General features: G+C 37.2%; 10 protein-coding genes and 1 riboswitch. All 10 genes read left to right on the forward strand.

Translation table 11 applies throughout. From position 1 onward, the window contains the following. Positions 1–132 precede the first annotated feature (132 nt). The 10 genes from greA to ACONDI_RS14770 all read left to right on the forward strand — a co-directional run bounded on the left by greA (position 133) and on the right by ACONDI_RS14770 (position 12,465). Positions 133–612: a transcription elongation factor GreA gene (greA, locus tag ACONDI_RS14725; protein ID WP_241079287.1), complete on the forward strand. Its 480-nt coding sequence runs from the start codon at positions 133–135 to the stop codon at positions 610–612. Between the two features lie 83 nt (positions 613–695). Beyond that, entirely contained in the window at positions 696–2,168 is a 1,473-nt protein-coding gene (gene lysS / locus ACONDI_RS14730) for a lysine--tRNA ligase (protein WP_241079288.1), read from the forward strand. Positions 2,169–2,229: 61 nt separating this feature from the next. After that, positions 2,230–2,345: riboswitch (FMN riboswitch) on the forward strand. 116 nt (positions 2,346–2,461) lie between these two features. Then, positions 2,462–3,577 carry a bifunctional diaminohydroxyphosphoribosylaminopyrimidine deaminase/5-amino-6-(5-phosphoribosylamino)uracil reductase RibD gene (ribD, locus tag ACONDI_RS14735; protein WP_420848215.1) on the forward strand — a complete coding sequence of 372 codons (1,116 nt, stop codon included), beginning with the start codon at positions 2,462–2,464 and terminating at the stop codon, positions 3,575–3,577. Positions 3,578–3,606: 29 nt separating this feature from the next. After that, positions 3,607–4,278, forward strand: coding sequence for a riboflavin synthase (locus ACONDI_RS14740; RefSeq protein ID WP_241079290.1), 672 nt, complete (start codon positions 3,607–3,609; stop codon positions 4,276–4,278). A gap of 46 nt (positions 4,279–4,324) precedes the next feature. Then, the gene (locus ACONDI_RS14745) at positions 4,325–5,548 is read left to right on the forward strand and encodes a bifunctional 3,4-dihydroxy-2-butanone-4-phosphate synthase/GTP cyclohydrolase II (RefSeq protein ID WP_241079291.1); all 1,224 of its coding nucleotides are present in this window, start codon (positions 4,325–4,327) and stop codon (positions 5,546–5,548) included. A 123-nt stretch (positions 5,549–5,671) separates the two neighbouring features. Beyond that, positions 5,672–6,136: a 6,7-dimethyl-8-ribityllumazine synthase gene (gene ribH, locus ACONDI_RS14750; RefSeq protein ID WP_241079292.1), complete on the forward strand. Its 465-nt coding sequence runs from the start codon at positions 5,672–5,674 to the stop codon at positions 6,134–6,136. An 18-nt stretch (positions 6,137–6,154) separates the two neighbouring features. Beyond that, positions 6,155–6,673, forward strand: a complete 519-nt coding sequence (nrdG, locus tag ACONDI_RS14755) for an anaerobic ribonucleoside-triphosphate reductase activating protein (protein ID WP_241079293.1) — start codon at positions 6,155–6,157, stop codon at positions 6,671–6,673. Between the two features lie 47 nt (positions 6,674–6,720). Then, on the forward strand, positions 6,721–8,931 hold the full coding sequence (gene nrdD, locus ACONDI_RS14760) for an anaerobic ribonucleoside-triphosphate reductase (protein WP_241079294.1): 2,211 nt from the start codon (positions 6,721–6,723) through the stop codon (positions 8,929–8,931). A gap of 256 nt (positions 8,932–9,187) precedes the next feature. Then, on the forward strand, positions 9,188–10,216 hold the full coding sequence (locus tag ACONDI_RS14765) for a cytochrome b/b6 domain-containing protein (RefSeq protein WP_241079295.1): 1,029 nt from the start codon (positions 9,188–9,190) through the stop codon (positions 10,214–10,216). Between the two features lie 17 nt (positions 10,217–10,233). Further along, the gene (locus ACONDI_RS14770) at positions 10,234–12,465 is read left to right on the forward strand and encodes a molybdopterin oxidoreductase family protein (protein WP_241079296.1); all 2,232 of its coding nucleotides are present in this window, start codon (positions 10,234–10,236) and stop codon (positions 12,463–12,465) included. Positions 12,466–12,473: the final 8 nt, after the last annotated feature.

Raw genomic sequence — 12,473 nt, forward strand, 5'->3', positions numbered from 1 at the left:
AACGGTAGTTACAAGGTAAAATATAGAATTTTGTTTTTAGTAAATAAGAACATTAAAAATGCATATAATGAGTTGAAGGAAAACGGATTATTTTGTAATAAATTATATCATGAAAGAGAGGAGAAGTTTTAAATGGCAAGTAAAGAAGTTATTCTTACTAGGGATGGACTTTTAAAATTAGAACAGGAATTAGAACATTTAAAAACTGTTAAGAGGAAGGAAGTTGCTGAAAGGATCAAAACAGCCATTGATTTTGGGGATATAAGTGAAAATAGTGAATACGATGATGCCAAAAATGAGCAGGCCTTTATAGAAGGAAGGATTATAACTTTGGAGAAAATGTTAAAAAACGCCAAAGTAATAGATAAAAATCAAAACGATACTAAAACCGTTTCTATTGGTGATACTGTAATATTAAAAGATCTTGAATTTGATGAAGATCTAGAGTATACTATAGTAGGTTATGCTGAATCTAACCCGACTCAAAATAAGATTTCAAATGAATCCCCTGTCGGAGAAGCAGTGCTTGGAAAGCAGGTTGGGGAGACAATTGAAGTTGAGGTTCCAGCAGGAAATATTAAGTATAAAATTATTGATATAAAAAATGATTAACACCCGGAATTACCCCAATTCCGGGGTTTCCATTTTTTTAAGTTTTTGAAGTAGCAATTGTTTTGGGAAGGAGTGCAGTAAAAATGACAGAAGAAAATTTGAACGAGCTAATAAAAGTACGCAGAGAAAAGCTAGAAAAGTTCAAAGACAAAGATGTAGAGCCATATAGCGAGAAGTACGAACCATCAAATTTGGCAAGTGAAATAAAAGAAGATTATGAGAGCTTTGAAGAAAAAGATGTTAAAATAGCAGGAAGAGTTATGGCCAAACGTGGACATGGTAAAGCTGGATTCGCTACACTGCAAGATACTAGTGGAACTATTCAGATATATACAAGAATTGATAATGTAGGAGAAGAAAATTATGAGGTATATAAAGAACTCGATCTTGGAGATATAATAGGAGTTGAAGGATCTGTTTTTAAAACTAGAAAAGGTGAAATAACTGTTGAAGTAAAAAATTTTAGGCTTCTTTCTAAGTCCTTAAGGCCCCTTCCTGAAAAGTGGCATGGCTTAAAAGATGTAGAGCTTCGCTACCGGAAAAGGTATCTTGATTTAATAGTAAACCCTGAAGTTAGAGAAACATTTAAAATCAGAAGTAAAGTTATTCAGTCGATAAGGGAGTATTTAAACGATTTGGACTTCTTAGAGGTTGAAACCCCAATATTACATACTCTTACAGGGGGTGCCAATGCAAGACCCTTTAAGACATTTCATAATGCCCTCTATATGAATCTTTATATGAGAATAGCCACGGAGCTGCATCTCAAAAGATTGATTGTTGGTGGTTTTGACAAAGTATACGAGATTGGGCGTATATTCCGTAATGAAGGGATATCGACTAAACACAATCCTGAATTTACATCAATTGAGATTTATCAAGCATATAAAGATTACCATGATATGATGGAATTAACTGAGAACTTAGTTTATAGTGTGGTAAAAAAAGTTTTTGGATCGCCAGAAGTAAACTACCAGGATCATACGCTAAATTTCACTCCACCTTGGCCAAGGCTTACTATGGTAGAAGCAGTCAAAAAAGAGACAGGTTATGATTTTGGTAATATTGACTCAGATGAAAAGGCAAAAGAAGTGGCAAAAGAACTTGGGCTTGAAGTGGAAAAGGATTCAACTTGGGGCGAAATTTTAAATGAGATTTTCGAAGAACGAGTTGAAGGCAAACTAATACAGCCAACCTTTATATTGGACTACCCCGTTGAAGTGTCTCCTTTGGCTAAAAAAATCGAGGATAACCCTCTTCTTACTTATAGATTTGAAGGGTTTGTCATGGGTAGCGAGATAGCTAACGCCTTTACTGAGCTAAATGATCCTATTGATCAAAAAGAAAGGTTTGAAATTCAGGCATCTAAGAGAGATGCAGGAGATGAAGAAGCTCACATGATGGATGAAGATTTTATTGAAGCTCTTGAGTATGGTATGCCACCTACCGGTGGTCTTGGAATTGGTATAGATCGTTTGGTAATGTTCTTGACGGATTCGACATCAATTAGAGATGTGATTTTATTTCCAACCCTTAAGCCAACAGGGCAAGACTGAAAATCTTTGTCTTTACAAAACCGATGAGATGGGTTAAAATACCTATTGAAAAAGTTAATATGAAAACCTTCAGGGCAGGGTGAAATTCCCGACCGGCGGTAAAGCCCGCGAGCCGATATGGCTGACCTGGTGAAATTCTGGGGCCGACAGTAAGAGTCTGGATGGGAGAAGGTTTAGAAGCTTTTTGATAATGGTGTATGATGTCTAATTATGCTTTTAAAAAATTTACTCCCTGAGGTTTTCAGGGAGTATTTTATTTGGGGTGGTGAACCTTTGTGGATAACATAACAGAAATGGACGAAAAATATATGGAGAAAGGGCTAGAACTTGCAATAAAAGGGTGGGGCAAGACTAATCCAAACCCTCTTGTTGGTGCTGTAATTGTTAAGGATGATAGGGTTATTGGAGAAGGATTCCATGAAGTGTTTGGAGGTCAACATGCTGAGGTTGTGGCGATAAATGATGCTGGTGATGAGGCTAAGGGTAGTACTATTTATGTGACTTTGGAGCCATGCTCTCATTATGGTAAAACCCCTCCCTGTGTAGAAAAAATAATAGAAGCCAAGATTGGTGAAGTGGTGATAGCAAGAAAGGACCCCAATGAAAATGTTAGTGGCAAAGGAATAAAAAGGCTTAAAGATGCCGGGATAAAAGTAAAAATAGGAGTTAAGGAAAAAGAAGCAAAAATTTTAAATGATATATTTGAAAAATATATCCAGACTAAAAGGCCTTTTGTAATTTTAAAATGGGCAATGAGCCTAGATGGTAAAATTGCAAGTCATACCGGGGATTCTAAGTGGATAACAAATGACAAAGCAAGAGAAGATGTACATCTGTGGAGAGCTAGGACAGCATGCATAATGGTTGGTATACAAACAGTAATTAAGGATGACCCCATGCTCACATGTCGTCATCCTTTGTATACTTATCATCATCCTGTAAGGATAGTTTTGGATAGTGAGTTAAAAATACCACTAGATTCAAATCTAGTAAGTACAGCAAAGGAGATTCCTACAATTGTGGCGACAACAAATAAAGCACCAGAAGCTAAAAAAGAAAAACTAAATTATAAAGGAGTAGAAATTATAACCTGTTCTTGTAAATATCCGGAAAAAGAAGGCGAAGAACAGGTTGATATTGAAAAACTGTTAAATTTATTAGGGACAAAAGGCTATGACAGCATATTGATCGAAGGTGGTCAAGGGGTGCATGGAAAGTTTGTTGATCTTAAATTGGCTGATAAGGTGATATGTTACATCGGCAGTAAAGTTGTCGGTGGGGTGAGTGCTATTACATCAGTTGGAGGAGCTGGTACCAGCAAAATAAAGGATGCTTTAGAACTTTGTGACATGGATGTCCGGATGTTTGATGGTGATATAAGGGTTACAGGTTATCCTGTATGTGACTAATATGTGAGATAGGGAGGTGGTAAGAGAAAATGTTTACCGGGATAGTTGAAGAAGTCGGAAAGATGAAATCATTAAAGAAGCAGGGAGAAATGATGAAGTTAAAAGTTAGTGCAAGTAAAATTTTGGAAGACATCCAACTTGGAGACAGCATTGCAACTAACGGAGTTTGTTTAACTGTGACTGATTTTGATAAAAACTCTTTTACAGCAGATGTTATGCCAGAAACAGTCAGGAAAACTAACTTGAGAAACTTGAAGCCAGACTCAGGAATTAACCTAGAAAGAGCAATGACACCATCAAAGCGTCTTGGCGGTCATATTATGACAGGGCATATTGATGGCATTGGAACTATGGTTGATAAGAAAAAGGACGAGAAAGCCCTGGTATATACTTTTAAAATTTCTGAATTATTATCGAGATATATGGTACAAAAAGGATCTATTGCTATAGATGGGGTGAGTCTTACCATTATTGATGCTGAAAATGATTGGTTTAGTATAGGTTTGATACCTCATACTGCAGGTGAAACGATTCTAGGGGAACTAAAAGAAGGCGATGAAGTTAATTTAGAAGTTGATATAATTGCCAAATATGTAGAAAAGCTTCTTGGAAGAGAAGATAACGAAGGGGCGGAAGGATATACCAATGAGGGACAAAAGTCAAAATTAACCCTTGAGAATTTAAGAGAGTTAGGATATTAAAAATAATTTGTTAACCTATATATTTTTGGAGGAGGCGGATAATAGAATGTTTGAATTAAATTCCATATCTGAAGCGCTAGAGGACATAAAAAGAGGTAAAATGGTTATAGTTGTTGATGATGAGGACAGGGAAAATGAAGGAGACCTTCTAATGGCTGCAGAAAAAGTCACCCCTCAGGATATTAATTTTATGGCCAAATATGGTAGAGGATTGGTGTGTATGCCTTTAGAAGGTGAAAGATTAAAAGAGCTTGAGATACCTCTCATGGTCAGGGAAAATACAGATGATAAAGAGACTGCTTTTACCGTGTCAGTAGATGCTAGAGAATGTGATACAGGGATCTCGGCTTACGAAAGGGCACTTACCATAAAAAAGATAATGGATCCTGAAACTAAGCCGGAAGACTTGATACGCCCAGGGCATATATTCCCATTAGAGGCAAGGTCTGGAGGTGTACTAAAAAGAGCGGGCCACACTGAAGCAGCTGTGGACCTCGCAAGGCTTGCTGGGTTAGAGCCTGCAGGAGTTATATGTGAGATTATGTCCGATGACGGTACGATGGCTAGACTGCCTGAGCTAGTTGAATTTGGGAAAGAACACAACCTAAAAATCATTACGATTGCTGATTTGATTGCATACAGGAGAAAATCTGAAAAACTTGTTAAGTGCTTGACAAGTGTGGAGCTTCCTTCAAAACATGGTCATTTTAAAGTTTATGTGTATCAAGATGAGATGAATAATGACCATCATCTTGCAATTGTAAAAGGAAATCCTAGAGAAGCTAATGAACCGGTTCTTGTTAGGGTTCATTCAGAGTGTTTGACAGGAGATGTTCTTGATTCTCTTCGCTGTGATTGTGGGGATCAGCTAACTACTGCCCTTAGAAAGATAGAAGATGAAGGGGTTGGAGTAGTATTATATATGCGCCAGGAAGGTAGAGGTATTGGCCTTGTAAATAAACTTAAAGCTTATAAACTTCAGGATGAAGGTAAAGATACCGTGGAAGCCAATGAAATTTTAGGGTTTCCTGCAGACTTAAGAGATTATGGTATAGGGGCTCAGATGCTTAGGGATTTGGGTCTAGACAAAATTAAGCTTTTAACTAATAATCCAAAGAAGATTATAGGACTAAAAGGATATGGTCTAGAAATTGTTGAAAAGGTTTCTCTGGAGATTGAACCTAATGATTATAATTCTTGTTATCTTGGAACTAAAAAAGAGAAAATGGGACATATGCTTGAAAAAACCAATAATGAGGGAAAACAATAAATGTTTTCAAGCCCTTTTTAAAATAAAGGGCCTAGAGAATTAAATTTTTAATAATAAAAAGGGATTAGAGGTCTATTGATTTTTATGCTGAAATAATTAAAAATATAAGGGAGGCAGAAAATTATGGTTAAAAATTATGAAGGACAGTTAAAAGCAGATGGGATTAGACTAGGAATTGTGGTATCGCGTTTTAATGAAATGATAACCTCAAGGTTATTAGGTGGTGCAATTGACGCTTTCAAAAGACATGGAGGAAATGAAGAGGACATAGGTGTAATTTGGGTGCCTGGATCATTTGAACTGCCCTGGGCAGCCAAAAAAGCAGCTAATTCTGGCAAGTTTGATGCAGTAGTATGCCTTGGAGCGGTAATAAGAGGAGATACACCTCATTTTGACTATGTTGCAAATGAAGTGAGTAAAGGCGTAGCCAAGATTGGATTAGATAGTGAGATACCAGTTATTTTTGGGGTGCTTACTACAGAAAATGTTGAACAGGCTATAGAAAGAGCAGGAACAAAAGCAGGTAATAAAGGTTGGGATGCGGCTAACTCAGCCATAGAAATGGTTAGTTTGAACAATGTTTTATAAGTTGGAGGGAACCAAAATTTGTTAACTAAGAGAACGGTCAGACTAGCTGGTATAATACCTGAATGTGTAGTTAATGGCCCTGGAGGGATCAGCTTTACAATTTTCGCCCAGGGCTGTAATCATAAATGTGAAGGTTGTCATAACCCAGAAACTCATGATTTTAATTCAGGTAAATCCTATACTCTTTCTGAGCTAATTAAAGAAGTAGAAAAATATCCACTGTCAAATGTAGTAACCTTTACTGGTGGAGATCCTTTTTTCCAGGCAGGTTCGTTTAAATATTTGGCTGATTACTTGAAAAGTGATTATAAACTGGTTGGTTATACTGGTTATTATTTTGAAGAGCTATTACAGATAGAAGATGATGATAAGATCGAGTTTTTAAAACAACTCGATCTCCTTATTGATGGGCCCTTTGTTAAAGATAATAAAGATATTGGCCTTAAGTTTAGAGGTTCAACAAATCAAAGAGTTATTTATGTAAAAGAAAGTCTAAGAGAAAAAAGTCCTGTTTTAGCTAAAGAATTTATGTGGTAAAATCTTATAAGTCAGCAGGCAAATTTGTTTTTAAAGGAGAGGTTTCTATGAGCGAGGAAAGGATCGAGGAGAGGGTAGTAGGCTTAGAAGCTTTTGGTAGTATGCCCTCAAGGGTAACCAAGAGGGATGGGCGAACACAGCCCTTTGATCCATCAAAGATTACAGAGGCTATTAAGAAAGCTTTTACTGCTGTAGGAGATGACAACCATACCCTGGCATTATCTCTAACCTACAAGGCGATTCAAAAACTAATAGAAAAAGATCTAAAGGCACCAACAGTACCTCAGATTCAGGAAATTGTGGAAAACACCTTGATGGAAGCAGAACTATTTGAGACAGCCAGGGCTTATGTTATATATAGGAATGATAGGGATAGGATCAGGGAAGCTAATACAAGCTTGATGCAGGAACTGCTTAGGGTTTTAAAGACTAGAGATCAGGAAAATGCAAATGTTAACGGAGATGCCCCAATGGGCAAGATGCTAAAGGGCGGCTCAGAAGCAATGAAAGGAGTATATTTGAGCCATTATGCAAAGCCAGAACATTCAAAAGCTCATAGAGATGGATACATACATATACATGATGCTGATTTTGCTGCAATAGGTACGACTACTTGTCTTCAGATTCCGTTGGACAGGCTTCTAAGAGAAGGATTTAATACAGGGCATGGCTGGATTAGTCCGCCAAAGTCAATAGAATCCGCAGCTTCTTTAAGCTGTATTATTTTCCAGTCTAACCAAAATGATCAGCACGGCGGGCAGTCATATGTAGCCTTTGATAATTCCATGGTGCCTTATGTCAAAAAGACTTTTGATAAGGTAAAAAAAGAACTTGAAGAAGTAGGCGTAGATGAGGATTTAGAAGAAAAAGTTTGGAAAATTGTCAGAAAGAGAACCTATCAGGCCATGCAGATTTTTGTATTTAATCTAAATACCATGCACAGCAGGGCGGGTGCCCAGGTTCCTTTTACCTCGGTTAATTTTGGCTTAGATACAACCCCTGAAGGGCGTCTGGTCATAGAGATGCTTCTAAAAGTTTACAAAAAGGGGCTTGGAAAAGGGGAAACGCCAATATTTCCAAATTTGATTTTTTCACTGGCAAAAGGAATTAACAAACAACCTGGCGATCCTAATTATGACTTGAGAAAGCTTGCCCATGAAGTCTCATGTGAGAGGCTTTTCCCTAATTACTCAAATCAGGATGCTTCATTTAATGCACCTTACTTCTATAGGGAAGAAGACCCTCAAATTATAGCCTACATGGGTTGTAGGACCAGGGTCATATCAAATAGAGACAAGGACAGTGAAGTTACAGAAGGTAGAGGAAATCTCTCTTTTACTTCGATTAATCTTCCAAGACTTGCTTTAGAGAGTGATAGCCTTGAAGAGTTTTATGATAAACTAAAAGAAACTCACAGGCTTGTGGTGGAGCAGCTTTACGATAGATATAGAGTTCAGATCAGTAAAAAAGTCAAGGAATTTCCTTTTTTGATGGGGCAAAAACTATATCTAGACAGCGAAGGTCTTGAGCTTGAAGACAAATTGGAAAAACCTTTAAAACATGGTACTTTATCAATTGGTTTTATTGGACTGGCAGAGGCCTTAAAGGTATTAAAAGGAGAACACCACGGCGAAAGTTATGAGTCATTTGAAACAGGGCTTCGGATAGTGGAATTTATGGATAGATTATGTAAAGAGGCTTCAGGTGAATACAATTTGAATTTTAGTCTTTTGGCAACTCCGGCTGAAGGATTATCAGGTAGGTTTACAAAGTTAGATAGAGAAAAATTTGGGGTTGTTCCTGAAGTTAACGATAAAGATTGGTATACCAATTCATTTCATATTCCTGTAGAGTATCCTATAAGTGCTTATGAGAAGATTAAACGTGAATCTGCTTTTAATAAATACACACCTGCAGGGCATATAAATTATGTTGAACTAGATGCTGCGCCAAAAGGGAATATAGAAGCCTTTGAGCGCCTGGTGGACGGAGCAGTAGAAAATGATTGTGGATATTTTTCTGTGAATTTCCCTGTAGATCAGTGTCTTGGCTGTAATCACAATGGTGTTATTGATGAAAAAAGCTGTCCCGTATGTGGATCTAAAAAAATACAAAGGGTAAGAAGGGTTACCGGATATCTAGGAGTATTTGAAGAAACTCTAGATGAAGAAGGTGAAACTAAAATAAGTGGTTTCAATGATGGTAAGTTCAATGAGTGTAAGAATAGAGTTGCTCATCTAAAAGGCTATAAGAATTAGATCTTTGACTTTTGAACTAGAATCATATTTAAATTTTTAGTCTATTATAGTCAATTTTTGGTGCTGTGCCCGGTTTAATACCAGTGGACCTTTTGGTAGTTAAGCCGGGCTTCTTTAAATTTTGGTTGTAAAATTAATTGCGCTGGGAATTTCCTAAAAAGCTCGCAAAGTATATTAAGGCATAAAGTGGATAGGATAGAAATAGTAAAAATTGAATTGTGAAATAACTAATGAAAAAGGCAGATGATTTTAAGTTATGTTGGTAAAACTAATTAAAAAAATGTTAGCTAGAAATAAACTTCCTCCGTCAAAAAAACTTCCTGAGGATGTGCTTATAAAAAGAAATAGCAGATTAGCCCGTTTTGTACATTGGTTTCATCTGATAAGTTTTTTTCTGCTAACTATTACGGGGCTTGCTTATTACTATCCTATTATAGCCACGCCTGTAGCGGGAATAGCATCTAGTATGGTTATACATAGAGTTATTGGTGTAGTTTTTATTATAGTTCCCGTTGTTTTAATAATTATATATTTTAGAAGATTTATTCTTTATATGTCAGATTATTCTGGTTGGCAGATAAAAGATGTTAAGTGGTTTTTGAAATTTCCTTTATTTATGTTACTTCCTGCCAAAATTAAAATGCCCTCTTTTAACGGTAAAATTAATCCTGGACAGAAGCTTCTTGGTAGTGGCATGCTCATAGGAAGTTTTTTGATGGCTATAAGCGGGCTATTTAGAATGTTAACAAATCATTTGTCTCCAAATATAATAACTGGATCTGCTTTTATACATCAGCTGCTCTTCCCCCTGCTTATTTTACTTTTATTGGGGCATGTTTTTATTGGTTCTGGAATTCATCCAATCTATCGGGGAGTTTCTCGGGGTATGCTTGGAGACGGGAAGCTTAGAGTAGGTCTAGTGAGGATTCACTGGAAAGACTGGTTAGACAAAGGGCCTTCAAGTAATTTGACCAGCGGATGGAAGGTGTTAATAACTTTTTTGTTAATTTCAGGATTGATATATGTAGGCCCTCTCTTATTAATAGAACCAGAAATTGACCTAACAAAAGAAAATCCTATTGATAGAGAAAAAATAAACCCAGGAATATATTCCAATGAAGAAAATGAGGCTTCTAATCAGGTTTCTATAGAAGTGGAAAAGGACGGTGAAATATACTATATTATCCACGATGATAATATTAAATCTTTAACTTCATGGCAGGCAAAAGATATCCTTATAAATTCTATCTTAGTGGAGAAAAATAACAAAGATAATAATGATTAACTATTGGGGGCTTTTGCTTGATTTTTAAAAATGGCTCAGAAGTTAAAATGACTAGGCGTGAGTTTTCAAAGTTGGCCTTTAGATGGGGCGCATTCATCGTCCTTGGTGGTGTCTTTTTTGACAAGGAATATTTAACTTTATTCAAAAATTCAAGTGCCCTAGCCATAGATGATATAGACAGGTGGGTCTATTCTACTTGTACTTTTTGTGCGGTAGGATGTGGAGTTTGGCTTGGGGTAAAAGACGGGCATGTAACTGCAGCAAAAGGAATGGCAGACCATCCAAATAACTGGGGATATCTCTGTGTCAAAGGGATATATCAGTACCAGGTAGTACACAGCAAAAAACGTGGGACAACACCTTTAATTCGTGAAAATAGTAGGCTTGTAGCTACTAACTGGGAAGAGTCCTTCAACGTGATTTCACAAAAATTTAATGAAATAATTGAAAATTATGGTCCAGATGCTCTCGCTATTTATCATGGCAACCAGCTTATACAAGAAGAATATTATCTAATTACCAAGCTTGCTAATGGTGGGATAGGGACAAAAAATATTGATGTTAATTCCAGATTATGTTCTTTGTCAGCAACTGAAGGTTTTTCTAGGTCACTTGGTGAGTCTGTAACACCGGGTAATTTTGAAGACTTAGAAAAAGCTGATTGCATTATTATTGCCGGTCATAACCCAGCAGAAAATCATCCCGTGCTATTTTATCGTTTAAAAAGGGCAAAAGATGAACACGACCCTACAATTATCCTGGTAGATCCCCGCCGGACACCGACAGCTGATATTGTTGACTATCATTTGGCCCTTGAAGCAGGGACAGATACTGTGCTTTTCAATTCAATTATAAATGTTTTAATTAAAGCAAGGTTAATAGATAACTCTTTTATCGAGAAGCATACAACAAATTTTGATACCTTGGCCAAATCAGTAGAAGAATACACTCCTGAAAAAGCATCAGAAATTACAAAAATCCCTGCAGATACTATCCGAAAAATAGCACTAAAATTTGGAGAAGCTCGCTCCTCTTTAATCCTCTGGTCAGTTGGCATAAACCACAAGACTGATGGGACCAGGCTTGTTAATCTTTTTAATAATATTTGTCTTATAACTGGCAATATAGGAAGACCAGGTACGGGACCTTTTTATATGGAAGGACAAGGTTCTAGTTCAGGGCCTACCGGGAGTATTACCACCCTTCCAGGAGGCCTGGAATTTGACGAAGACGAAGACAGAAAAGAACTTGCAGAGCTATGGCAGGTACCTCTAGAGACAATTCCTACAGATGAGGGGATATTTACCACAGAGATGTTGGAAGAGATGAAAGAAGGCAAGATAAAAGCTTTGTGGGTAATTGGTACAAATCCCATGCTATCAATGCCTGATTTAAACAAATTTCAAAACGCCCTTTTGAAGTTGGAACTCTTAGTAGTTCAGGACTGCTACCCCGATACTTCTACAGCCAAAATGGCCGACGTATTTTTACCTGCTGCAATGTGGTCTGAAAAGACAGGAACTTTTGTCAACTCTGAAAGACGGGTGAACCTTGTAAAAAAAGCCGTTGATCCTCCGGGGGAGGCTTTGCCCGACTGGAAAATATTTCGGGCAGTAGGCAAAAGAATGGGATATTCTGATTTAGTAGATTTTGACTCAACAGAAGAGATATTTAATGAGTGGAGAGAAGTTTCAAAAGGGACCAAAAAAGATATGTATGGAATAACTTATGAAAAGGTCGAATCACAAAGGGGTGTACGCTATCCCTGCAGAAGTCTCGAAGATCCAGGGACTGATCGCTTGTATTCTGATCTCGAGTTTCATACCTCCCATGGTAAAGCTAGGCTTATTACAGCCAGGTTTTTTGGCCCTGCAGAAGAAACAGATGAAGAATATCCATTTCAGCTTTTGACAGGAAGAGTACAGCAGCTATGGATGACTAATACCAGAACCCGCCTTTCCCCTGACTTAATGTCTGAGGTAGGGCCACCATTTGCCCAGATATCCCCAGAAGTTGCTGGTGAGTTAGATATTGATGAATTTGAAGAGATAAGACTTGTTTCTAGGCGAGGAGCTATAGAGTTAAAAGCAGAAGTTACAGATAGGGTCTTGCCTGGGCATGTATTTGTGCCCTTTCATTTTAGCGAAGCACCGGTTAATTTTCTGACAGTTAATGAAGTTGATCCTTACTCTAAAGAACCTGCTTTGAAAAGTTCTGCTGTAAAAATAGAAAAATTACAGCAAGATTAATTAAGTAA

The organism is Natranaerofaba carboxydovora, from assembly GCF_022539405.1.
Lineage (GTDB): Bacteria > Bacillota > Natranaerobiia > Natranaerobiales > Natranaerofabaceae > Natranaerofaba > Natranaerofaba carboxydovora.

Coding starts and splice junctions, on each gene's coding strand:
- greA (WP_241079287.1), top strand. CDS start 133: ATGGCAAGTAAAGAAGTTATTCTTACTAGGGATGGACTTTTAAAATTA.
- lysS (WP_241079288.1), top strand. CDS start 696: ATGACAGAAGAAAATTTGAACGAGCTAATAAAAGTACGCAGAGAAAAG.
- ribD (WP_420848215.1), top strand. CDS start 2,462: ATGGACGAAAAATATATGGAGAAAGGGCTAGAACTTGCAATAAAAGGG.
- ACONDI_RS14740 (WP_241079290.1), top strand. CDS start 3,607: ATGTTTACCGGGATAGTTGAAGAAGTCGGAAAGATGAAATCATTAAAG.
- ACONDI_RS14745 (WP_241079291.1), top strand. CDS start 4,325: ATGTTTGAATTAAATTCCATATCTGAAGCGCTAGAGGACATAAAAAGA.
- ribH (WP_241079292.1), top strand. CDS start 5,672: ATGGTTAAAAATTATGAAGGACAGTTAAAAGCAGATGGGATTAGACTA.
- nrdD (WP_241079294.1), top strand. CDS start 6,721: ATGAGCGAGGAAAGGATCGAGGAGAGGGTAGTAGGCTTAGAAGCTTTT.
- ACONDI_RS14765 (WP_241079295.1), top strand. CDS start 9,188: ATGTTGGTAAAACTAATTAAAAAAATGTTAGCTAGAAATAAACTTCCT.